The organism is Flavobacterium sp. (assembly GCF_027482425.1).
GTDB lineage: Bacteria > Bacteroidota > Bacteroidia > Flavobacteriales > Flavobacteriaceae > Flavobacterium.
The window spans coordinates 21,135-45,166 of sequence record NZ_JAIXWA010000051.1; the positions used below are offsets into that span (position 1 = coordinate 21,135).

The 24,032-nt window shown below is 43.0% G+C and carries 23 protein-coding genes and 1 tRNA gene; 19 read left to right on the forward strand and 5 right to left on the reverse strand.

The annotated features are described in order from the left end of the window. Positions 1-53 precede the first annotated feature (53 nt). Positions 54-1,322, reverse strand: coding sequence for an acetyl-CoA hydrolase/transferase C-terminal domain-containing protein (locus tag Q0037_RS06990; protein WP_297516932.1), 1,269 nt, complete (start codon positions 1,320-1,322; stop codon positions 54-56). 165 nt (positions 1,323-1,487) lie between these two features. Between Q0037_RS06990 and map the strand changes: the two genes are divergently transcribed. The 6 genes from map to Q0037_RS07020 all read left to right on the forward strand — a co-directional run bounded on the left by map (position 1,488) and on the right by Q0037_RS07020 (position 8,966). Beyond that, positions 1,488-2,306, forward strand: a complete 819-nt coding sequence (gene map / locus Q0037_RS06995; protein WP_297516933.1) for a type I methionyl aminopeptidase — start codon at positions 1,488-1,490, stop codon at positions 2,304-2,306. Beyond that, complete coding sequence (locus Q0037_RS07000; RefSeq protein ID WP_297516954.1) at positions 2,306-3,076, forward strand: class I SAM-dependent methyltransferase; 771 nt, start codon at positions 2,306-2,308, stop codon at positions 3,074-3,076. The genes map and Q0037_RS07000 overlap by 1 nt, the downstream gene beginning before the upstream one ends. Before the next feature lie 52 nt (positions 3,077-3,128). Beyond that, positions 3,129-4,376 carry a DUF5103 domain-containing protein gene (locus Q0037_RS07005; protein ID WP_297516934.1) on the forward strand — a complete coding sequence of 416 codons (1,248 nt, stop codon included), beginning with the start codon at positions 3,129-3,131 and terminating at the stop codon, positions 4,374-4,376. Positions 4,377-4,445: 69 nt separating this feature from the next. After that, a complete protein-coding gene (gene apaG, locus Q0037_RS07010; protein WP_297516935.1) occupies positions 4,446-4,832 on the forward strand; it encodes a Co2+/Mg2+ efflux protein ApaG in 387 nt (128 codons plus the stop codon). Between the two features lie 128 nt (positions 4,833-4,960). Further along, on the forward strand, positions 4,961-6,589 hold the full coding sequence (gene pruA, locus Q0037_RS07015; protein WP_297516936.1) for an L-glutamate gamma-semialdehyde dehydrogenase: 1,629 nt from the start codon (positions 4,961-4,963) through the stop codon (positions 6,587-6,589). Positions 6,590-6,695: 106 nt separating this feature from the next. Further along, positions 6,696-8,966 (forward strand): T9SS type A sorting domain-containing protein, encoded by a 2,271-nt coding sequence (locus tag Q0037_RS07020; protein WP_297516937.1) that lies wholly within the window; start codon positions 6,696-6,698, stop codon positions 8,964-8,966. A 32-nt stretch (positions 8,967-8,998) separates the two neighbouring features. On the opposite strand, the gene rsmG is transcribed toward Q0037_RS07020, so the two are convergent. Next, positions 8,999-9,628 carry a 16S rRNA (guanine(527)-N(7))-methyltransferase RsmG gene (rsmG, locus tag Q0037_RS07025; protein ID WP_297516938.1) on the reverse strand — a complete coding sequence of 210 codons (630 nt, stop codon included), beginning with the start codon at positions 9,626-9,628 and terminating at the stop codon, positions 8,999-9,001. A 111-nt stretch (positions 9,629-9,739) separates the two neighbouring features. Between rsmG and Q0037_RS07030 the strand changes: the two genes are divergently transcribed. The 10 genes from Q0037_RS07030 (at position 9,740) to Q0037_RS07075 (ending at position 17,610) form a co-directional block, all read left to right on the forward strand. Further along, positions 9,740-10,834, forward strand: coding sequence for an acyl-CoA desaturase (locus Q0037_RS07030; RefSeq protein WP_297516939.1), 1,095 nt, complete (start codon positions 9,740-9,742; stop codon positions 10,832-10,834). A 45-nt stretch (positions 10,835-10,879) separates the two neighbouring features. Continuing rightward, positions 10,880-12,064 (forward strand): pyridoxal phosphate-dependent aminotransferase, encoded by a 1,185-nt coding sequence (locus Q0037_RS07035; RefSeq protein ID WP_297516940.1) that lies wholly within the window; start codon positions 10,880-10,882, stop codon positions 12,062-12,064. 178 nt (positions 12,065-12,242) lie between these two features. Continuing rightward, positions 12,243-13,409 carry a formate-dependent phosphoribosylglycinamide formyltransferase gene (purT, locus tag Q0037_RS07040; RefSeq protein WP_297516941.1) on the forward strand — a complete coding sequence of 389 codons (1,167 nt, stop codon included), beginning with the start codon at positions 12,243-12,245 and terminating at the stop codon, positions 13,407-13,409. A 3-nt stretch (positions 13,410-13,412) separates the two neighbouring features. Further along, positions 13,413-13,739: a DUF6370 family protein gene (locus Q0037_RS07045; RefSeq protein WP_297516942.1), complete on the forward strand. Its 327-nt coding sequence runs from the start codon at positions 13,413-13,415 to the stop codon at positions 13,737-13,739. 2 nt (positions 13,740-13,741) lie between these two features. Beyond that, entirely contained in the window at positions 13,742-14,317 is a 576-nt protein-coding gene (locus Q0037_RS07050; protein WP_297516943.1) for a Crp/Fnr family transcriptional regulator, read from the forward strand. A gap of 217 nt (positions 14,318-14,534) precedes the next feature. Further along, positions 14,535-15,263 (forward strand): pirin family protein, encoded by a 729-nt coding sequence (locus tag Q0037_RS07055; protein ID WP_297516944.1) that lies wholly within the window; start codon positions 14,535-14,537, stop codon positions 15,261-15,263. Positions 15,264-15,418: 155 nt separating this feature from the next. Beyond that, positions 15,419-15,943, forward strand: coding sequence for an NADPH-dependent FMN reductase (locus Q0037_RS07060; RefSeq protein WP_297516945.1), 525 nt, complete (start codon positions 15,419-15,421; stop codon positions 15,941-15,943). 72 nt (positions 15,944-16,015) lie between these two features. Further along, positions 16,016-16,888 carry an ACP S-malonyltransferase gene (gene fabD, locus Q0037_RS07065; RefSeq protein ID WP_297516946.1) on the forward strand — a complete coding sequence of 291 codons (873 nt, stop codon included), beginning with the start codon at positions 16,016-16,018 and terminating at the stop codon, positions 16,886-16,888. Beyond that, the gene (locus Q0037_RS07070; protein WP_297516947.1) at positions 16,888-17,151 is read left to right on the forward strand and encodes a hypothetical protein; all 264 of its coding nucleotides are present in this window, start codon (positions 16,888-16,890) and stop codon (positions 17,149-17,151) included. Before fabD ends, Q0037_RS07070 begins: the two co-directional genes overlap by 1 nt. 192 nt (positions 17,152-17,343) lie before the next feature. Continuing rightward, positions 17,344-17,610: a hypothetical protein gene (locus Q0037_RS07075; protein WP_297516948.1), complete on the forward strand. Its 267-nt coding sequence runs from the start codon at positions 17,344-17,346 to the stop codon at positions 17,608-17,610. Positions 17,611-17,670: 60 nt separating this feature from the next. Here the strand turns inward: Q0037_RS07075 and galE are convergent, their stop codons facing one another. Next, positions 17,671-18,684 carry a UDP-glucose 4-epimerase GalE gene (gene galE / locus Q0037_RS07080; protein WP_297516949.1) on the reverse strand — a complete coding sequence of 338 codons (1,014 nt, stop codon included), beginning with the start codon at positions 18,682-18,684 and terminating at the stop codon, positions 17,671-17,673. Positions 18,685-18,697: 13 nt separating this feature from the next. Beyond that, positions 18,698-19,825, reverse strand: coding sequence for a DegT/DnrJ/EryC1/StrS aminotransferase family protein (locus tag Q0037_RS07085; protein WP_297516950.1), 1,128 nt, complete (start codon positions 19,823-19,825; stop codon positions 18,698-18,700). A 178-nt stretch (positions 19,826-20,003) separates the two neighbouring features. On the opposite strand from Q0037_RS07085, the gene Q0037_RS07090 reads away from it, so the two are divergent. From Q0037_RS07090 to Q0037_RS07100, 3 genes are all read left to right on the forward strand, one after another. Continuing rightward, the gene (locus tag Q0037_RS07090; protein WP_297516951.1) at positions 20,004-21,269 is read left to right on the forward strand and encodes a glycosyltransferase N-terminal domain-containing protein; all 1,266 of its coding nucleotides are present in this window, start codon (positions 20,004-20,006) and stop codon (positions 21,267-21,269) included. Then, positions 21,256-23,427: a S46 family peptidase gene (locus Q0037_RS07095; RefSeq protein WP_297516952.1), complete on the forward strand. Its 2,172-nt coding sequence runs from the start codon at positions 21,256-21,258 to the stop codon at positions 23,425-23,427. The genes Q0037_RS07090 and Q0037_RS07095 overlap by 14 nt, the downstream gene beginning before the upstream one ends. 140 nt (positions 23,428-23,567) lie before the next feature. Next, positions 23,568-23,783: a hypothetical protein gene (locus Q0037_RS07100; RefSeq protein ID WP_297516953.1), complete on the forward strand. Its 216-nt coding sequence runs from the start codon at positions 23,568-23,570 to the stop codon at positions 23,781-23,783. A gap of 131 nt (positions 23,784-23,914) precedes the next feature. Here Q0037_RS07100 and Q0037_RS07105 read toward each other — a convergent pair. Then, positions 23,915-24,000, reverse strand: a tRNA-Leu gene (locus Q0037_RS07105). Positions 24,001-24,032: the final 32 nt, after the last annotated feature.

Sequence of the window (24,032 nt, forward strand, 5' to 3'; positions counted from 1 at the left end):
ACCTAAGATATTGCATAAAGAAACGCCTTCATCGGCGTTTTTCTTTTTTAACCCTATTGAACCATTTCGTAATAGCCTCTTTCTATTGCTTGTTGATGGGTGGGATGGGCGATACGAACCAACGCATCGGCGCGTTGCTTCAAGGTTTTGCCGTACAAGTCCGCAATGCCATATTCAGTAATCACATAATGGATGTGCGCTCGAGTAGTCACTACGCCGGCGCCTTGTTTAAGAAACGGTACAATGCGACTTTCCCCGCGTTTGGTGATGGAGGGAAGTGCAATAATCGCTTTACCCCCTGGACTCAATGAAGCCCCTCGGATAAAGTCCATCTGACCTCCAACGCCTGAGTACATGCGTGGGCCTATCGAGTCGGCACAAACTTGTCCCGTTACATCGACTTCAATCGCCGAATTGATGGCCACCATATTGGGATTCTTGCGAATGCGTGCCGTATCATTCACCATAGAAGACTCCTTCATTTCGATAAAAGGATTGTCGTGTACAAAATCGTATAACCGTTGGGAACCCATCAAAAAAGTAGCCAAAACACGACCGCGAAGCGTTCCTTTATATTTACATGTAATAACCTCTTTTTCAATCAAATCAATAACCCCATCGGAGAACATTTCAGTATGCAATCCCAAATCTTTATGGTGTATCAACTGTTTTAATGCCGCATTTGGAATCGATCCAATTCCCATTTGCAAGGTGCTGCGATCTTCTATCAGTGAGGCGATGTAGAATCCAATTTTTTCTTCCTCGGGAGAAGTCGAATCTATATCGTGCGCATAAATTGGCCTGTCGACTTCAACCAGATAATCAATCTCTGAAACGTGAATAATACCATCACCAAAGGTACGCGGCATTTGAACGTTGACTTGCGCAATAACCATTTTGGCGTTTTCGATAGCTGCCACCGTAGCTTCAACCGATACTCCGAGCGAACAATATCCGTGGATATCGGGCGGTGAAACATGGATAAAAGCGACATCTAAAGGCAGCACATTTTTCCGAAACAAAAGCGGCAATTCACTCAAAAAAACAGGCGTATAGGATCCATTTCCGGCTTTAAGTGTATGACGAACATTGGCGCCGATAAAAAAGGAATTCACATGAAAACTCTCGGCCAAATCGGGATGCGCATAGCGTGCTTCGCCTTCGGTGTGCAAATGACAGATTTCAACATTGCGCAGCTCCGAAGCCCGATCGGTTAACGCATTGGCCAATACGGTTGGTGCTGCAGCGGCCGCTTGCAAATACACGCGATCGCCTGATTTAACTACTTTGACCGCTTCTGCGGCCGTTACATATTTGCGCATACCTAAACAATTTAAGGTCAAAGGTAGGTCACTTTACTGGAGGAAAACATGATATTTCTCATTCTGTTAGAGAAAAAGTAAGCTAAGAAACGTAAAGGGTGATAGAGTGATCTGCGGTAATTTTTCCAAAAAAAATACCTACTTTTGCGGTCTCATTTTTAACTTATGATTCAACCCAAAACCCGTGAAGAAATCGAAATCATGCGCGAAAGTGCGTTGCTGGTTTCCAAAACCTTAGGGGAAATAGCCAAAGTCATTCAACCGGGTGTGACGACCTTACAGTTGGACAAACTTGCCGAAGAATTTATCCGCGATCACGGAGCTGAACCCGGATTTTTGGGTATGTATGGTTTTCCAAACACCCTGTGCGTGAGTCCGAATGCCCAAGTGGTTCACGGCATTCCGAGCAACAAACCGTTGGAAGAGGGCGATGTGATTTCGGTGGACTGTGGGGTGCTGAAAAATGGATTCTATGGCGATCATGCGTACAGTTTTGAAATTGGCGAAGTCGCGCCCGAAGTAAAAAGACTCTTACAAGTAACCAAGGAGAGTTTGTATGTGGGTATTCGTGAATTTCGCGCAGGCAATCGTGTGGAAGATGTGGGAAATGCCATTCAAAAATACTGTGAAAGTAATGGATATGGAGTGGTTCGTGAATTGGTGGGACACGGATTGGGTCGAAAAATGCACGAAGAACCCGAAATGCCGAATTACGGCAAACGCGGTCGCGGAAAATTATTTATTGAAGGCATGGTGGTCGCTATTGAACCGATGATCAATATGGGAACCAAGAATATCAAGCAGTTGAAAGACGGATGGACGATTTTGACGGCCGATGGAAAACCAAGTGCACACTTCGAACACAATGTGGCCTTGGTCGATGGAAAACCTGAATTGCTATCTACTTTCCAATATGTGTATCAAGCCTTAGGTATTGAGAGCCATGAGGAAGATGAATTCCGAAAAAACCCTTTGGTAGTATGATCAAAAAAACATTCAAATTTATACTCAACACCATCCCTCGTCCTTTGTTGATTCGGCTGAGTATCGTGGTGCGCCCGTTATTGGCTTTTTTGTTAAAAGGAAATCGCTTTACCGACCCAATTGATGGTCAAAGCTTCCGAATGTTTTTACCCTATGGTTATGGGGCGCAACGCAACAATGTGCTCTCACCAAGCACCTTATCCTTAGAAAGACACCGTTTGTTGTGGCTGTATTTGCAACGGGAAACCGATTTTTTTACGGCTACAGAAAAAAAGAACGTATTGCATTTTGCTCCTGAACAAGAGTTTTACAAGCGTTTCAAAAAACAAGCTAATATTCATTACACGACCACAGACTTACTATCACCGCTAGCCGATGTCAAAGCAGATATTTGCAACTTACCTTTTGAAGATAATACGTATGACATCATTTTTTGCAACCACGTGTTGGAACATATTCCGGATGACACCAAAGCTATGCAAGAATTGTTTCGCGTGTTGAAACCTGGAGGGATGGGGATTTTCCAGATTCCACAAGATCTCAATCGGGCAGTGACTTTTACGGATGATAGCATCACAGACCCCAAAGAACGGGCAAAAATATTTGGTCAATACGATCATGTACGCGTATATGGCCGTGATTATTTTGACCAACTTCGCCATATCGGATTTGTAGTAATTGAAGAAAATTATACCAAAAAACTGTCTCCCGAGGAAGTAGAGCGCTATTGTTTGGCGCAAGGAGAAATCATTCCCGTTTGTTTTAAATAATTTGGCATTGTTTTCGCGAGTTTAGTATCTTTACGAAACTAAACCAAGAAATATGCGCAATCTATTTTGGCTGTTCGGATTACACCTTTGTTTTTGTTGGGGCTGGACACAAGAAAAAGAAGTACTTCCACCCTATTACATTAAAACGATTTCTTTTATCCAAAATGGACTGAATAAAGTTCCCGTTTTTCAATTGGGCGACGAATTTCAATTGCAATTCGACGATTTACACGGCTCAGAAGATAACTATTACTACCGCATTACGCATTGTGATTACGATTGGAAACCATCGCAACTCAGCATCAACGAATATTTGAATGGGTTCAACGACCAACGCATCATAGAGTACACCAACTCGCTCAATTGTTTGCAAATCTATTCGCACTACCGCATCGGATTTCCCAACAAATTCACCCAAATTAAAGTGAGTGGTAACTACATGATTAGTATTTTGAACGAAGACCGTGAAGTAGTTTTTTCGCGAAAATTTGTATTATATGAAAATCTAGTTTCGGTCCCCGTTCAGGTAAAACGCGCCCGCCGCAATGAAGATGCACCGCACAAACACAACCTTGATTTTGCCGTTCGTTCGGGTTCGATTACCTTCCAAAGTCCCTTGCAAAACGTCAAAGTAATGTTGCTTCAAAACGGCAAATTCAACAATGCCAAAACGAATATTCGACCTATGTTTACGGTGGGCAATGATTTAATTTATAAATACGATGCGGAAACGCAATTTTGGGGTGGCAATGAGTATTTGTTTTTGGAAAATAAAATAATCCAAGCGGCCAACAATTCTATTGCGCGCATCGACACCAACGGCGGTTTGTACAATTGCTATTTGTATACCAATGAAGCGCGAGGCAACAAGCCGTATACCTTTTGGCCTGATAAAAACGGGAACTTCATGGTAAACAATGTCAACGCGGCCAATTCAGAGATTGAAGCGGATTATGCTTGGGTTTATTTTTCGTTATCAGCTCCCGCCTTTTTTGCGAATAAAAACATTTACATCACGGGAATGTTCAACAATTTTGCCCTCAATGATGAGTACAAAATGGAGTACAATGAAAAGAAAAAAATATACGAGAAGGCAGTGATGATCAAGCAAGGATTTACCAATTTTAGCTATACTATCGCAGATAGCCGTGGCAATATCGACGAAGAAAATGCACTCGATGGCAATTACTTTGAAACCGAAAATGACTATATGGTTTTGGTTTATTATCGGGAAAATAACCAACGCTATGATCGGGTCATTGGAAAAGGAATTGCCTCATCGGTTGATATTATCAATTAATGATTCTTTAACAGGTAATGCGTTGATTATTACATATTTTTTATAACTTTACGACACAAAAAATAGGTTATGGTAACCCAAATCACCAAAGGCATAAAAATTTCTGTCAGCACAAATTTTGAAGGTACCTACTTCAAAAACTACAAGTTGCACTACGCCTTTTCGTATGAAATTACCATTGAAAACCACAGCAAAGACTCGGTACAATTGTTGTCCCGTCATTGGGAAATTTTTGATTCCCTCAACGACTTAGAAACAGTCGATGGTGAAGGCGTTATTGGCAAAAAACCCGTTTTAAAACCTGGAGAAACCCACACTTATTCTTCCGGATGCTTACTTTCTTCACCCCATGGAGGGATGCGCGGTTGGTTTACTATGGTCAATTTTACCACCACCAAAAACTTTCGCGTAATTGTTCCAGGCTTTCGATTGAACGCACCATATGCACTGAATTAAAGTCGTTTTCACATTACTTTCCTTATTCCTTTTTTATCACCAAAACCTTTGTATTTTTGCGAAAGGGTAATGCATTCGTAAAAAGCACCCCCATTTTTCTTTATTGTTCAATTTTTAAATCCAACACCATGCCTAAAGGATTTTTTAATGTCCCCAAAGCGGTTAACGAACCCGTAAAAGCATACACCCCAAATTCCCCTGAAAAAGCAGCTGTGCTTGCCGCCTACCAAAAAATGTGGAACGAAACGATTGATGTGCCTATGTACATTGGTAGTCAAGAAGTTCGAACAGGCAATACGCGAACCCTATCGGCACCTCACAATCATAAACATATAGTAGGTACCTACCATTTAGGGGGAGCTACGCATGTTACACAAGCGATTGACGCTGCCTTGGAAGCGCGAAAAAAATGGGCTAACATGCCTTGGGAGCATCGTGCGGCTATTTTTTTAAAAGCGGCTGAGTTGATTGCAGGTCCCTACCGTTCACGCATTAATGCAGCCACGATGATTGCGCAATCCAAAACGATATTTCAAGCTGAAATTGATGCTGCGTGTGAATTAATAGACTTTTTACGCTATAATGTAGAATTTATGACGCAAATCTACAGCGACCAACCTACTTCGGTATCTGACATTTGGAACCGTGTAGAATACCGTCCATTAGAGGGATTTGTGTATGCCATTACGCCGTTTAATTTTACAGCTATCGCAGCCAATCTTCCTGCCAGCGCTGCCTTAATGGGCAACACCGTTGTTTGGAAACCGAGCGACAGTCAGGTGTTTTCGGCCAAAGTAATTATTGATGTATTCCAAGAAGCAGGTGTCCCTGATGGGGTAATCAACGTGATTTTTGGTGACCCCGTAATGATTACCGATATTGTTTTAAAACACCCTGATTTTGCTGGCGTTCACTATACAGGATCCACGTTTGTCTTTAAAGAAATCTGGAAAAAAATTGGAGAAAATATCCATACCTACAAAACCTATCCACGCATAGTGGGGGAAACCGGTGGTAAAGACTTTATCTTGGCGCACCCCTCGGCTAATGTGAAACAGGTGGTTGCCAATACCATTCGCGGGGCTTTTGAATTTCAAGGACAAAAATGTAGTGCGGCTTCTCGTGCTTATTTCCCAAAATCCTTGTGGCCAGCGATTAAAGAAGAAATGGGAAAAGAATTGGCTTCTATAAAAATGGGGTCGCCTGAAGATTTTTCCAACTTTGTGACGGCCGTCATTCATGAAGGGTCGTTTGACAAACTGGTATCGTATATTGAACAAGCCAAACAAGATGCGGATGCGGAAATCTTATTTGGAGGAAACTACGACAAATCCGTGGGATATTTTATTCAACCTACCGTTATTTTGACTACCAATCCCAAATACAAAACGATGGAAACTGAGTTGTTCGGACCCGTTTTGACGGTATATATTTATGAGGACGCCGATTGGAAAGACACCTTAACACTCATCGATCAAACATCTGAATATGCTTTGACGGGGGCTATCTTTAGCCAAGATCGTTACGCTATTGTGGAAGCGACACAAGCTTTAGAAAATAGTGCAGGGAACTTCTACATCAACGACAAACCTACGGGTGCTGTAGTCGGAATGCAACCGTTTGGTGGAGCGAGGGCTTCTGGAACCAACGACAAAGCAGGATCCATGCAAAACTTATTGCGTTGGGTTTCGCCGCGTACCATCAAAGAAACCTTTGTCACGCCCGCGAACTATCGTTATCCGTTTTTGGGCGAATAGTTTTTTAACGTTCATCGTATACAAATCCGGTTCTACCTAAGAATCGGATTTTTTTATCGGCTTGATTCTGAATTTTTTGTACATTCGAGCATCAAAATCCTAACACATGAATCAAACATTACGCGTTTTCGTTTTGGGCTTATGGGGAATGACCCTGCACGCGCAAGAAGCTACTTACGATCTTTTGAAATCCGACTCCCAAACACACATCCTGATCGACCGGGTATGGTGTAACTCAAAAATCAAAGGACAAGTTCCCAGCACACTTAATGCATCTCTTTTTAAACAAATCTACAGCGAAATGCAAAGGGCTGATTTTGACCAGCGCTTGCCCGCCCTTTCGGCATGGGAAACCCCTAAAGCGATTGGTATAGCACAACATGAAATTCCGCTTGCTGTTTTGGTAACCGATTTTGAATCTATTCCTCAAAGCCATTATGCCAGTTTACAAAAAAACAGTCTCGGGCAATGGTTAGCAAAAGGAAATTCCCACTATTTACAACAACACCATTTTGCGGGTGTAGCGCCCATCATAGGCACTTCTCGCACCAATACAGTGACGTTTACGCTCCCTGAAAATTTGGTGTTTAGCACGACCAAAACGCTCGCTTCCTTATCACTTACTTTAGAAAACGGCATTAGTTTTTCCCTTCAAAAAGGACAAAAACTACCGATAACGTTCCCCCGTAGCGGACAACATACGGTTGAAGTTTTACTTGAATTTACCGATGGAAGTCAGTCCCAAAGCCGATTTACCTTCACCACCGAAGGACAAGTATATGGAAAAAGCAATGGATTTACCGTGGTCCCCAACGTGGTCAATGCCCTAAATTCGACACTCACCTACCAAGGTTTTGGCGAAACAGCTCCCTTTGCCGGTCGTGGTGAATATGAACTTTTTTTGGATACCACCAATGGCGTTTTGGACAAACCGATTATTCTTGTAGATGGCTTTGACCCCGGCGACACCCGAAATACAACCGCTATTTACAACCAATTAACCTATGGCGTGGGACAAAATATGGCCGATGATTTACGCGCTCTAGGGTTTGATGTCATTGTGCTCAACTTCCCCAATTATGTTCGTCCAAATAGCACAACAACCGTCGATGGCGGTGTGGACTTTATCCAACGTAATGCGTTTGTGTTGGTCGAACTCTTGCAGCAAATCAATGCGCAGAAAGTTGGAAACGAGCAAAATGTAGTTATCGGACCCAGCATGGGGGGATTGATTTCACGTTATGCATTGCGGTATATGGAAATGAATAGCTTAAATCACGATACCCGTTTGTATATTTCGTTTGATTCGCCCCATTTAGGAGCCAACGTACCGATTGGCTTTCAACATTTATTCAATTATATGGCCTTTGGTCCTTTGGGCGACACTTCTATGCAAGCAATTGTCAATGGGATGTTGAAGAGTCCCGCTGCTCGACAGATGCTGATTGACCATTTGGAAGGTCACCTTCAAGCGGGAAGTGCCTTTGAATTCATGACCGCCACCAATGCTTTACTTCCGACAGGAGCTCCCAACTATCGGAATGCCTTTCAAAACGAACTCAACACGATGGGATTCCCCACTACGGTTCGCAATGTCGCTATCGCCAACGGGGCGGGCAATGGAACAATGACCGGTACACCCGATATGGTCGTCATGGACCATACGTTTAACCAAAGCACCTCCCAACGGGCCATTATCAACTTACGCTTTACGCCAGCCGCGGGTCAAACCAATCAGGTGAGCCGTTTCCGTGGGCAAACCTTTATCTTGTTTGGATGGGTAACCTTATTAGAAAGCTTAGCCAACTGCCGCTATCCCGCTACCACCGCTGGATTGGATTCGGCCCCAGGCGGTCGCTTTGATATGTCGGGATTGGCTACAGGAGCTCCAGGCAATACCTTAATTACGGAGTTTATGGATAATTTGGAGATACAATTTTTTGATTTTATTCCCACGTTAAGTGCCTTGGCCGTGAGCAACCCCAATTGGTACAGTCCGATTACAACCAACTCGGTTACCCCTTTTGTCAATTACCATGTGCCCAATGTGAATGAAAATCACGTGACCTTGACGCCGACCAACCAACTTTTTGCCTACAACGAAATTGTACAAGGGCAGTTGGGATTGAATGCATTAGCGATAGAGCAACTGCAAGTAAAAAATCCAATGGGGAGCCAATTGGAACTCTATGCTCCAAATGAAGTGACGGCCTCGACTTTACAGCTTACCGACATGACGGGGAAAACCGTTTGGAAAGCTACTCAGGACTCATTTTCGGGTTTGATAAGTATTCCGATGGATCTATCTGTTGGTGCCTATCTTCTGACTTTGTCGAATGAATCGGGTAAAAAAACCTTTAAACTGATTAAATCATAACAAAAAAGTCCCTTTTCAAGAGGGACTTTTTTTTAGGTTTTATATTTCAACGGAAGATAGACTACTTTTTTAGTTTCAAAGAAGTCGTCCTCAAAATAGTCGGATAAATTATACAATACCGTACGCTGAAAAACAGCCAATTCCTCAGTCAAATCGCCGCCTTTTAAATAGAGAATTCCGTTATCGAGCGGGTGTTTGGATTGTTTTTTTACTTTGCCTCTCACCCATTTCACAAAATCGGGCATGTTGGTGACGGCTCGGCTCACAATAAAATCAAACTCTTCTTGCACGTTTTCTGCGCGCATTTGGGCCGCTTTGACATTGGTCAATCCCAAAGCTGCGGAAACTTCTTGGACCACTTTTATCTTTTTACCAATGACATCGATCAAGTAAAATTGGGTTTCTGGAAAAAGTATGGCCAACGGAACACCCGGAAATCCGCCTCCCGTTCCAACATCCATTACCGAAGCGCCCGGTTGAAATTCCATAACCTTGGCAATCCCTAACGAATGCAAGACATGTCGGGTATACAACGCGTCAATGTCCTTTCGCGAAATCACGTTGATTTTAGCATTCCATTCGGTATACAGCGCTTGCAATTGCGTAAATTGATTGCGTTGATTTTCAGTAAGGTTAGGAAATTGCTCCCAAATTTCTTCCATGCATTGAATTTTAAGCAAAGTTACGTTAAATCGTGAATAAAATATGGGCAATGTCAGGTTTGAAAAAATTATATTACTTAAATTTGAGGCAATATTTAAAATTTAGAATACATGGAAGCAGGAAGTCCTATCTTCTCCAAAAGTGATCAATTAAAATTCTTCAGAACGCTTAACAAGCGCGTAAACGACTACTTCAAAGACAACAACCTCAGCCGCACTGGAAACTGGAAATTGCACCTGAAAACCATGGTGATGTTTTCCATTTTTCTTGTGCCTTACTTTTTTGTTTTGGCGATGGATATGCCATTTTGGATGTATCTTTTGCTGAATATCATCACTGGTATCGGTATGGCAGGCGTGGGCATGAATGTAATGCACGATGGTAATCACGGCTCGTATTCGACCAAATCTTGGGTGAACAAAATCATGGGCGGCAGTATTTATATTCTGGCGGGCAATGTCTACAACTGGCAAGTGCAACACAACGTTTTACACCATACGTATACCAATATTTTAGGCCATGATGAGGACCTCGAAGCGGGACGTATTTTGCGATTTACACGGGAGGCGAAATGGTACAAACACCACAAGTTTCAACATGTGTACTCCATCTTTTTGTATGGATTGCTAACGTTCAACTGGGCTATTACGACCGACTTTTTACAAATGAAACGCTATTTGGCACGAAAACTATCGTATGGCGATTTCAAAAGTCCAACGTTTCAATGGACCACTTTGATTATTACCAAAGTGATTTATTTCTCTATTTGGTTAGTGACCCCAATGGTGATGGGAATAACCTGGTGGAAAGTAATAGTAGGTTTTGCGGTGATGCATTATACCGCGGGTCTTATTTTGAGTATTGTGTTCCAATTGGCCCACGTGGTGCATGAAACCCACAACCCTGTACCCAATGAGAATGGAGAAATCGAAAATACATGGGCCATCCACCAATTGTATACTACGGCCAATTTTGCCCCCAAAAACTGGTTGGTCAATTACTATACTGGCGGTTTAAATCACCAAATTGAGCATCACATTTTTCCTAATATTAGTCACATTCACTACGATAAAATTGCAGAAATCGTAAAACAAACGGCCAAAGAATGTAACCTCCCTTATTATGAGTTTAAAACCATGCGGGAGGCCGTGATTTCGCATTTTAGCCACTTGAAGGAATTGGGTAAAAAACCCCAATTGGCATAAATTTTAGGACTATCTTTGCCCGAAATCTCAAAACACAACACCACCATGAATCCGTTATCCGACCGTATCAACAGTCTGACTACATCCCAAACTTTAGCTATGGCTGCCTTGGCACGCGAATTAAAAGCCCAAGGAAAAGATATCATCAGTTTAAGTTTGGGCGAACCCGATTTTAATACGCCCGATTTTATTAAAGAAGCGGCTAAAAAAGCAATTGATGAAAATTACAGTACCTACTCGCCTGTCGATGGGTATCTCGAACTCAAAGAGGCTATTTGCCGTAAGTTCAAACGGGATAATAATCTGACCTATACCCCGGCACAAATTGTGGTTTCTACAGGCGCCAAGCAGTCGTTGTACAACATTGCCCAAGTGATGATCAATCCGGGTGACGAAGTGATTCTTCCTGCACCGTATTGGGTTTCCTATGCTGAAATTATAAAAATCGCAGGCGGCATCCCGGTGGAAGTTCCCACGAGCGTTGAAAGCGATTTCAAAATTACACCTGAGCAATTGGCACAAGCCATTACGCCTAAAACCAAAATGATTTGGTACAGTTCGCCCTGTAACCCCAGCGGCTCCGTATATAGCCGTGCAGAATTGACCGCACTGTCAGACATTATACTCCAACACGATAATCTCTACGTCGTTTCGGATGAGATTTACGAACATATCAACTTCTCGGGAACGTTTTGCAGCATTGCTTCGATTCCGGGGATGTTTGACCGCACGATTACCGTCAATGGTGTGGCCAAAGCCTTTGCCATGACCGGGTGGCGTATTGGCTATATCGGTGCCCCCGAAGTGATTGCCAAGGCCTGTACCAAAATGCAAGGCCAAGTGACCAGTGGGGCCAACTCGATTGCCCAACGCGCCACAATTACCGCCGTTGATGCCGATCCGAGTGTGTTAAACGACATGGTGGCTGCTTTCCAACGCCGTCGTGATTTGGTCGTAGGTTTACTCCAAGATATCCCCGGTATGAAAATCAACGTTCCCGAAGGCGCCTTTTATGTGTTTCCCGATGTGTCGTCCTTTTTTGGAAAAACCTTGCGCGGAAAACTAATCCAGAACGCCGATGATTTCTCAATGTATTTGCTTTCCGAAGCCAATGTAGCCACGGTAACGGGCGACGCTTTCGGAAACCCCAACTGCATTCGTTTCTCGTATGCCACCAGCGAAGAGCTCCTTACCGAAGCCTTACGCCGCATCAAAGAAGCCGTTGCATAAACCCATCGCCTCAAGGAAACTTGGGGCTTTTTTGTTTCATTTTTTGGGCGTTCCCCTTCAGGTCGGGTGTTCCCTTGCAAGTCCGTTGCCTCCGTAAACTCCAGCATCCGGGCTTTCCAGTGCACCCCCTAACGCAACCTGAAACGAATGTTTCGCCTACCGTATCAAAATACACTGCATGAAAAAAAAGATTTTACTTTTAGGCTCCGGTGAACTCGGAAAAGAATTTGTCATTGCGGCCCAACGTTTGGGTCAAACTGTAATTGCGGTCGACAGCTACGAAAACGCGCCTGCCATGCCCGTGGCCCATGCGTTTGAAGTCATCAACATGCTTGACGGTGCCGCACTTGATGCAATTGTAGCCAAACACCAACCCGATTATATCGTGCCCGAAATCGAAGCCATTCGCACCGAGCGGTTTTACGACTATGAAGCGCAAGGAATTAAAGTGGTTCCTTCTGCCAAAGCGGCCAACTTTACGATGAACCGCAAAGCCATTCGCGACTTGGCCGCCCAAGACTTGGGACTACGAACGGCCAACTACCGCTATGCGACCTCCGCCGCCGAATTGGAGCAAGCCGTTGCCGAAGTGGGCATCCCCTGTGTGGTGAAACCCTTGATGAGCTCGTCGGGCAAAGGCCAATCGACGATAAAAACTACCGAAGATATTGCCAAAGCTTGGGCTTACGCTGTTGAAGGTTCGCGGGGAGACGTGGTCGAAGTCATTGTAGAAGCCTTTGTCAACTTCCATTCGGAAATCACGTTATTGACCGTCACGCAAAACAATAATCCAACCCTATTTTGTGCGCCTATCGGTCACCGTCAAGAACGCGGCGATTACCAAGAGAGTTGGCAACCGGCTCGCGTTTCGGAGCGCGACTTGTCCGAAGCCCAAGACATGGCACGAAAAGTTACCGAAGCCTTGGGCGGAGCGGGATTGTTTGGTGTGGAGTTTTTCTTAACCGACGAAGGCGTGTACTTCTCTGAACTCTCGCCACGTCCGCATGATACGGGCATGGTGACCTTGGCGGGTACGCAAAACTTCAACGAGTTTGAATTGCATTTGCGTGCAGTGTTGAGTTTACCTATTTATGAAATTACGCTAGAAAAAGCGGGAGCAAGTGCCGTGATTTTAGCAGGTGCGAATTCTGACAATCCCACCTATACCGGTATTGAAACTGTGGCGGGCTTACCGAAAACTGATTTTCGTATTTTTGGAAAACCCACTTCGCGACCCTACCGCAGAATGGGCGTGGTGTTGACCCATGATGTATTAGAAACACCGATTGAGCAACTTGTTGAACGCGCGCAAGAAACGGCGCAAATAATTACTGTAAACCCGTAAGTTATGAAAACTATCCTATTTACTTTATGCTTGATTGTTTGTTCCTTTACGATGCAAGCTCAAGAACCCAAAGCACAACCCAAAACACAGTTGGTCGAAGTTTCCTGTGGCCAGTGCCAATTTGGAATGAACGACAAAAAAGGCTGTGATTTGGCCGTACGCATCGACGGGAAATCCTATTTTGTAGACGGAACGAAACTAGACGATCATGGCGATGCCCATGCGGAGGACGGCTTTTGTTCGGCTGTTCGTAAAGCGGAAGTCATTGGTGAAATCAAAGGCAACAGGTTTGTGGTGACCTATTTTAAATTACTTCCGTTGAAAAAATAAAGGTGTACTTACTTACCGAACATATCCAAAAACATGTTCGCCTCTCTCCTGAAGAGGCGGCGTTGTTTATGGCCCATACGGAAACCCTAACGTACAAAGCTAAATCGGTACTACAGCATGCGGGCACGGTGTGTTCGGAGACCTATTTTATCACATCGGGTTTGGTGCGGAGTTTTTATGTGAACGACAACATCGTAGAACATATTCTTCATTTTGCCTGCGAGGGTTGGTGGATTAGCGATATGTACAGTTTATTTTCGGGAAAGCCGGGCGATTTGTTTATCGAAACCTTGGAAGACACCGATGTCATTGTATTGCCCAAGGCCCAACAAGAACTCCTTTACCAAAAACTACCCCAACTGGAACGGTATTTTCGTTTTCTGGCTGAGAATTCTTTGGTATCGCATCAAGAGCGATTGCGTGACAACATGAGTCGCAGTGCCGAAGAGCGGTTTGAAAAATTTTGCAAGCGCTACCCTGCCCTTATCCAACGGGTGCCGCAAAAGCAGATTGCCTCCTACATTGGCGTTACGCCTGAGTTTTTTAGCAAGATGAAGGGGAAGATGGTTCGAAAATAAAACCTCAAACAATCAATCAAACTTGACTTCTAGCCCCGATAGGAGCGACATCCCCGTAACGCAGTGGAGGGATATAGCGGATAGCGGGAAGATACTGGATAAAGAACAAAAACGTCTGCTTCAAAAAATCAAAATCATTTTCTTAACCTAAATTAAGTGCTCCAAAACAAGACCTCGCCTACCTTTGTATCGAACTAATGATTACTTTTTAAACGAGATGAAAAATACTGTTATCCATAGATCCAACACCCGTGGTTATGCCAATCACGGTTGGCTAGAAGCCCGTCACACCTTTAGTTTTGCGGGGTATTATGATCCCAATCGGGTGCAATTTGGCGTCCTTCGTGTGCTCAATGATGATATAGTGGCCGGCGGCATGGGCTTTGGTACGCATCCACACGACAATATGGAAATCATCACGATTCCACTGGAAGGCGATTTGGCCCACAAAGACAGCATGAACAATGCTGAAACCATCAAATTCGGTGACGTGCAAGTGATGAGTGCAGGAACAGGCATTCAACATAGTGAGTTCAACCCCAATCACGACCGTCGTACGAATTTGCTACAAATTTGGGTGTTCCCAAAATACCGCAATGTCGAACCCCGTTACCAACAAATTACCTTGCATGTTCCGGATCGTGAGGGGAAATTTCAACAAATTTTATCGCCCAATGCCGACGATGAAGGCGTATGGATTCACCAAGATGCGTGGTTCCATATGGGGAACTTTAAAGCAGGTAATGCGGCTAAGTATACCTTTAAAAAAGAAGGCAACGGTTTGTATGTTTTTGTGATTAAAGGAGCTTTGACTGTGGACGGCCAGGAATTAGGGCTTCGTGACGGTATGGGCATTTGGACTGACGGTGCTCAATTGGCCACGGTTGATTTTCAAATGACCGAAGACACGGAATTGTTATTGATGGAAGTCCCCATGTTTCAATAAATATACTTAAGAGATCATTTTTTTGGCGACAGTAGTAAAGAGCAGGCCTTACTTATTCGAATCTTAATCATGACGCTGATTCTTGTTCCTTTGATGGCCTATGTGTTGTTACCGCTTTTACGTAATCATTTTGGAGCTTGGCTTCACACGTAACTATGAAAAAAATTATTGCTTTTGGCGGCTCGACTAGCCGAACTTCGATCAACAAACAACTCGCTTCTTATGCCGCGCACTTGGTTGCCGACGCTTCGGTTGAAGTATTGGATTTAAATGATTACCCGCTTCCGCTATTTTCGGTCGATTTGGAAAAAGAGGGCATCCCCCAAGCGGCGCATGATTTTTATGAAAAAATAGGCTCGGCCGACTTGCTGGTGGTTTCACTAGCCGAGCACAACGGAGCCTACTCAGCTGCCTTTAAAAACTTGTTGGATTGGACTTCCCGTATCAACCCTAAAAATTTTCAAAACAAACCGATGCTGCTTCTCGCGACTTCTCCAAGGGCACGCGGCGGGGCAAGTGTTTTGGAAATGGCGCAAAATAGATTCCCGTATCAAGGGGCACAGCTCAAAGGCACGTTTTCCTTACCCAGTTTTTATGAAAACTTTGATGTAAACAATGGAATCATCCAACCCGAAATCAAGGCGCAATTGGAAGCTATTGTTCGCGGTATCGAATTCTAATCAGGGCAGGTAATTTTTTGTATTTTTGTTACCAAGATACAATAAGCCATTAATTAATACCCGATGCATCATATGAAAGCATACGTTTTCCCAGGTCAGGGAGCTCAATTTACCGGTATGGGTAAAGACTTATATGAAAGCTCAGCAGTTGCGCGTGAGTTATTTGAAAAAGCCAATGAAATTTTAGGTTTTCGCATTACCGACATTATGTTTGAAGGGACGGCTGAACAGTTAAAAGAAACCAAAGTAACCCAACCTGCGGTATTTTTGCATTCGGTGATTTTGGCAAAAACCTTAGCCGATTTCCAACCCGAAATGGTGGCTGGACATTCCTTAGGGGAATTCTCAGCTTTGGTCGCCTGTGGCGCTTTGTCTTTTGAAGACGGTTTGAAATTGGTTTCACAACGTGCTTTAGTGATGCAGAAGGCCTGTGAAATTACACCTTCTACGATGGCGGCAGTGTTGAATTTGGACGATAAAATAGTAGAAGATATTTGTGCCTCCATTGACGGTGTTGTGGTGGCTGCCAATTACAACTGTCCCGGACAATTGGTGATTTCGGGCGAATTTAAAGCGGTGGAAGAAGCCTGTGAAAAAATGAAAGAAGCAGGTGCCAAACGCGCCTTATTATTACCGGTGGGCGGTGCTTTCCACTCACCCATGATGGAACCCGCTCGTGAAGAATTGGCCGCGGCGATTGAAGCAACCCATTTCAACGACCCAATTTGTCCCGTGTACCAAAATGTAACAGCAAGCGCGGTAAAAGATGCCGCCACCATTAAAAAGAATTTAATCATTCAATTGACAGCACCTGTAAAATGGACCCAATCGGTAGAACAAATGATTGCTGACGGCGCTACTTCATTTACGGAAGTGGGTCCTGGGAAAGTATTGGTAGGATTGGTCAATAAAATTAATAAAGAAGTAACCACAATTTCGGCATAATGATGAAAAAGATTGTATTTAGTATTGCATCCCTACTGCTATTCGTTGGGTGCAAAGAAACGACTCAAGAGAAACTAGATGCCGCCAAAGATGCGGTATCGCAAGAAGTAAAAGAAAAAGTGGATTCGGTGACTACCAAAACAGAAAAAGCATTGGATTCAACTACGAAAAAAATTAAATCTAAAGTAGATACGCTTTTGGTAAAAGGCGCTACGAAAGTTGAAGAAAAAGCCAAAGCAATTAAAGAAAGTGCAAAACAGTAAACGCTTTAAACTTATTAAACTTTTTTAACTTATCAAACTTATCAACCCCCTTAAACAGGGGTTTTTTTATACCTTGAAGTGTTAAAAAATACTTTTTTTTCGATTCTTGTCGAACATCGTATTTTTTTGGCATTCGATTTGTAATAGGGGAATTAGTTCTTTTTATTTATTAATTCTTAATCCCTTAAAAAAATGAAAAAAGTAATGTTGAGCTTCGCTGTAATCGGAGCATTGATGGTGGTTTCTTGCGAGAAAAAAACCGATGAAAAAGTAGTGTCTGAAACTGAAAAGATTGCAGATACTTTGGAAAAAGAGGCTGATACCGCAGCCACCAAAATCGAGGCTACCATTGAAGAAACCGGAGATGCTGTGAAAGCCGCTGGTGAAGAAGCCAAAGAGACTGCGAAAGAGGGTGCTGATAAAGCAACCACTGCCGCGAAAGAAGCTGTAAAGAAATAATTTACAGGCCAATTAGTTGTAAAAAAAAGAGGGCTTAGGCCCTCTTTTTGATTTTATGGATTATGATCTAATCTTTTGCTCCCATTTCCAAGCGCTGGCTAATGCCTCTTCTAGCGTAGATTGCGCTTTCCATCCTAATACCGTATTGGCTTTGTCGGTATTGGCATATGCTTCCGTAATATCACCTTCTCGACGCCCTACAATTTGATAGTTTAAGGGTTTTCCACTCACTTTCTCAAAAGTTTTGATGACCTCCAAAACCGAGCTTCCTGTACCCGTTCCTAAGTTGAAGGTTTCCACTTTTTCGGTGTTTTTTTGGTGTAGTAAGCGTTGTAAGGCAACCACATGAGCTTTTGCCAAATCAACCACATGGATATAATCCCGAATAGCCGTCCCGTCGAGGGTAGGATAATCATCCCCAAAGACGGAAAGTTTTTCACGAAGTCCGATGGCCGTTTGCGTTATAAACGGGACTAGATTTTGAGGCACCCCCAAGGGTAACTCTCCGATCTCGGCTGAAGGATGCGACCCGATAGGGTTAAAATACCGCAACAAAATCGCATTGATATGGGTGACTTTAGTTGTATCGGTGATAATTTCTTCTCCGATTTGTTTGGTATTGCCATAGGGAGAAATGGCGGGTTGCACCGAAGCATCCTCCGTGATTGGCATTTGTTTAGCCTGACCGTACACGGTACATGACGAACTGAAAATGAAATTGGCTTGGGGAAGTTGTGCCAACGATTGTAACACATACACCAAGGCATTAATATTATTTTCATAATACAACAACGGATTTTCAACACTTTCCCCCACTGCTTTGCTGGCCGCAAAATGGATTACTCCCGATACATCCTTATGCCGTTGGAAAAAATCGTGCACCGTTGCTTTCTCGCGCAAATCAATCTGCTCAAATTGGGGTTTTTTACCCGTAATTCGTTCAATTCCCTCTAAAACATCGAGTGAAGAATTGGACAAATTATCCAAGGCTATAACATCAAATCCTTCGTTTTGCAATTCAACAACGGTATGCGACCCTATAAATCCTAACCCCCCTGTGACAACAATTTTCATGTACTTTCTATTTTTATATAAAATCCAAAATGGTATCGGTAATAAAACGAATCTGTTCGTCATCCAGTTCCGTATGCATGGGTAGTGCGATAACTTCATCCACCAACTGATTGGTTACGGGAAAATCTTCCTCACGGTAACGCACATCCAAATAGGCTTTTTGACGGTGTAACGGGATGGGATAATAGATGGCACAGGGAATTCCTTTTTCTTGTAAATGCGCCAGTAAGGCATCGCGTTTGCCATTTAGAATGCGAATTACATATTGATGAAACACATGGCAATCACATTGCTCACAAATCGTAGACACCCAAATATTCGGGTTGCTTCCCAAGGCGGCGCTATACTTACGAGCCGCTTCTTGACGCGCACGGTTGTAGTGGTCCAAATGGGGAAGTTTTGCTTTTAACACAGCGGCTTGAATACTATCCAGTCGCGAGTTGACACCTACCACATCGTGATGATACCGCACGTACATACCGTGATTGACGATCCCTCTTAGGGTATGCGCCAAGGCATCATCGTTCGTAAAAATCGCCCCACCATCGCCATAACATCCTAAATTTTTGGATGGAAAAAATGAGGTAGCTCCTACATGACCGATGGTCCCTACTTTTCGTTTGACACCATCGGCACTCGTGTAATCAGCTCCAATCGCTTGAGCATTGTCTTCAATAACATACAGATTAAACTCTTTGGCAATGGCCATAATCGCATCCATATTGGCCGCACGACCAAACAAATGTACCGGAACAATCGCTTTGGTTTTGGGCGTAATCGCTTTGCGAATTCCTTCCAAAGATATGTTCATATTATTGAGATCCACATCTACTAAAACTGGAGTCAATTGCAACAAAGCAATGACCTCAACGGTAGCTGCGAAGGTAAAATCGGCTGTAATTACTTCATCACCAGGTTGCAACCCCAATCCCATCATGGCAATTTGCAATGCATCGGTTCCATTCGCACAAGGAATTACATGTTTTACCCCCAAATACGCCTCTAAATCGGCTTGAAATTGATGCACTAGGGGTCCATTAATGTAGGTGGTAGTATCTAAAACCTCTTGGATGGAAGCATTGACTTCTTCCTTTATTTTATCGTATTGACTTTTTAAGTCAACCATTTGTAATTTTTTCATACATCGTCTTAATACAAAACAAAAGTACATAAAATCTCCATGCGCTTTACGACCCCCATTCTCTTTTTCGATTTAAAGTTTCGTAAAAATCCGACTACTTTCCACAACGCATTTGACGAGAAAAACGCTTCCCATCTTCCACATTTTATTTGTATTTTAGCCCAGAAAAATTCCCATAATGCAGTTTGCTTACTCCTTACTCATCCGCTTTGTGGCGCTAATTCTCCCTCTTTTGGCCCGTTTCAATGCCAAATTACAGCGGTTTGTGGAGGGCCGGAAATCGGTTTGGGACACCTTGGAAAAAGAACTACACGGCCGCGATAACACGCTTTGGTTTCATGCCGCTTCTTTGGGCGAATACGAGCAAGGACTTCCCGTGATGGAACAAATAAAATTGAAATACCCCAATCATACGCTTGTACTCACGTTCTTTTCTCCTTCGGGGTATGAGGTACGAAAAAACAACACTGTTGCCAACATCACGGTGTACTTACCTTTGGATACTCCCGAAAATGCCCATCGTTTTTTACAAACGGTTCGGCCTCAAATGGCTTTTTTTATCAAATATGAATTTTGGCCTAACTACTTGAAACAATTGCGTCAACAAGCAATTCCGACTTTTTTAATTTCGGGTGTTTTCCGACCCAATCAAGTTTTCTTTAAAGTGTATGGCGGATTTTACCGCAATGCTTTGCGCACATTTACCCACTTTTTTGTTCAAAATAACCTATCCAAAACCCTTTTACAATCCATTGGAATAATGGCGGTTTCGGTTTCAGGCGACACGCGTTTTGATCGCGTCAATGCCGTGCTGCAACGCGAGTATACGCTTGATTTTATGGAACAATATACACAGGGCGCCACTACTATTGTTATTGGGAGTTCATGGCCCAAAGATGAAGAACTGTTGGCGCATTATATCAATGAAGCACCTGAGAACCTAAAGTTTGTCCTTGCACCGCACAATATAAAAACCGAACAGCTGAATGCTTTTGAAGCGCAATTGAAACGTCCCTCAATTCGGTATTCACAAAGAGACACATTGCCGCTTAAAGATTTTGCCATTTTAATTGTTGACACGGTGGGGCTACTGACTAAAATTTATGCCTATGCTGATATCGCCTATGTGGGCGGTGGATTTGGTCATCCGGGCGTTCATAATGTTTTGGAACCCGCTACTTTTGGCATTCCCATTGTGGTTGGTCCGCATTACGAGCATTTTGCAGAAGCCACAGCGCTGGTTCATTTGGGAGGATGCGTAAGTATTTCGAATGAATCGGAATTAAAAGCGATACTCGACACATGGATTACCAATTCCAAAGAACGAAAAGAAAAAGGCAACCTTTGCGCTACCTTTGTCCAAAAAAATACGGGAGCTACCGAACATATTGTTTCCTATATTACTACTAATTACATACCTACATTGACGCATGAAAAAATGTAAATTTCTATTTTTTGTACTTTTTTTAAGTTTTCAAGTCCTTGCCCAACAGGGCGGAATGTGGTTGCCTCATTTACTGAAAGGCGACCGGGAAACAGAAATGAAAAATTTGGGGCTCAAGTTGACCGCCGAACAAATTTACTCCCTCAATCAATCGAGTTTAAAAGATGCCGTTCCCCAATTTGATGGAGGATGTACGGCTGAAGTGATTTCCAATCAAGGACTCATTTTAACCAACCATCACTGTGGTTTTGATGCGATTCAAAATCATTCGTCGGTAGCGCACGATTATCTGCGGGATGGATTTTGGGCCTACAGCTTAAAAGAGGAATTACCCAACCCCGATATGGTCGTTACGTTTGTAGTACGTATCGAGGATGTTACTTCGAGTGTACTCGCTGGCACGGAAAACATTACCAATGAAACCGAAAAACAGAAAAAAATTCAACAAAATCTCGCCGAATTAACCAAGAACTTACCTAAAGAAAGTTGGCAAGAAAACGTGATCAAACCCTTTTACGACGGCAATCAATACATTCGTTTTGTAACCGAAACGTTTAAAGACATTCGCTTAGTAGGAGCCCCTCCCAGTGCCATAGGGAAATTTGGTTCGGACACCGACAACTGGGTTTGGCCCCGACATACGGGAGATTTCTCCTTGTTTAGAATTTATGCCGATAAAAACAATCGCCCGGCGGCTTATGCTGCAGAGAACATTCCTTACACCCCAAAGCATTTTTTCCCTATCTCAATAAAAGGTATTCGCGAAAATGATTTTACCATGGTAATGGGCTACCCTGGGCGTACACAAGAATACTTACCTTCGTATGCCGTAGAACAAATTGTGAACACCTTAAATCCGGCCAAAATCGATGTGCGAGACGCTGCTTTGAAAATTCAGAACAGCTTTATGCGCAAAGATCAAGCGATTAAAATTCAATATGCCTCCAAAAATTCGAGTATTGCCAATTATTGGAAGAAATGGATTGGAGAAACCAAAGGCTTGAAAAAATCGAATGCCCTTGCCGCCAAAGAAGCGTTTGAAAAAGAACTGAGTGAAAAAATCATCAAAGCCGAAAAACAGGAGGAATATGGAAATTTGTTGAGTGATTTTAAAACCTACTACGCTGAAATCCGTGATTATGCCTTGGCCCGCGATTTATTTACCGAAGTGGTGTTGCGCAATACCGAGTTACTTCAAACAGGCTACAAACTGGTTCAACTGGAGCAATTGTATCAAAACAAAGGAGAGCAAGCGTTTACAGAACGTAAAAATGTATTGTATAAAGGAATCGATGCCTTTTACAAAGATTATCATGCCCCGCTGGATAAAGCTGTTTTCGAACAATTAATCGCGTTGTATGCTCAACGTTTACCAAAGGCTTTTCTACCTAATGTGTTGGAAAATGTCAATGCGGAAAGCTTGACCGATGAAATCTACACTAATTCAGCGCTAACGAATCTTGAAGGGTTTCGGAAACTATTGGAGGGCGACACAGCTACTATTTTAGCCAATATGCGTCAAGACAAAGGGTACCAATTGGTCAAATCGATTACCGATACGTATTTGAAATTAGTGGCTCCCAAATGGGAAGAATGGAATGCTAAAATTGCCGCTACACAACGCAAATACATGAAGGCTATTGTTGAATTGAGTCCGAAATCAGCGCGCATATTCCCTGATGCCAACAGCACCTTACGCGTGACTTTTGGAAAGGTTAAAGGCTACAAACCAAGTGATGGTGTTTATTACGAACCCTTTACCACGCTGGATGGAGTGATAGAAAAATACATCCCTGGCGATTATGAATTTGACGTCCCCGAAAAATTAATTTCGTTATACAATAACAAGGATTTTGGACCCTATGCGAACAAACAAGGTAAAATGCCCGTGGCTTTCATTGCGACCAACCATACCACAGGTGGTAATTCGGGGAGCCCGGCGCTTGATGCGGAGGGGAATTTAATTGGGTGTAATTTTGATCGCGTTTGGGAAGGAACTATGAGTGATATTTATTATTCACCCGATATTTGTCGCAATATTATGGTAGACGCGCGGTACATCTTATTTGTGATTGATAAATTTGCCAATGCACAAAACATCATTAAAGAGCTGAAAATCATCACTCCGCAAACAAAAAATAAAAAGTCCAAAAAATAGACTTTGGCATGATATTTGATAAATAAATCGCGGAATCCAAAGTACGAATTTTTTAAAAAAAAGGAGGCAATTGTTTTTCTGATTAAAAAAATTTATATCTTTGCTCCGAATTAATAATTAACCTTTTATAATTAAGTAAGATGAAAAAAGTATTTTTAAGCTTGGCTGTAATTGCTGCTTTGACTGTAGTATCTTGTAAACAATCAGAAAACGCTGACGCTGCTGCTGCTGACACAACTGCTGTTGACACAACTGCTGCTGACACAACTGCTGCTGCTGATACAACTGCTGCTGACACAACTGCTGCTGACACAACTGCTAAAGCTGAAACAGCTGCTCCAGCTGAGAAAAAATAATTAGAACCTCGTTCTAGTTAAGAAAAAAGTCCCGAGTTCGGGACTTTTTTATTTTCTGTAGGTTTTTAACCTTAAAAACCTCTACCATATAAATACATAAAAAAAGCCCCCTACAAGGTAAGGAGCTTTTGTACTCAAGGCGGGACTTGAACCCGCACGGACATTACTGCCCACTGGATTTTAAGTCCAGCGTGTCTACCAATTCCACCACTCAAGCCTTGGTATTTTGAGCGAAAAACGGGATTCGAA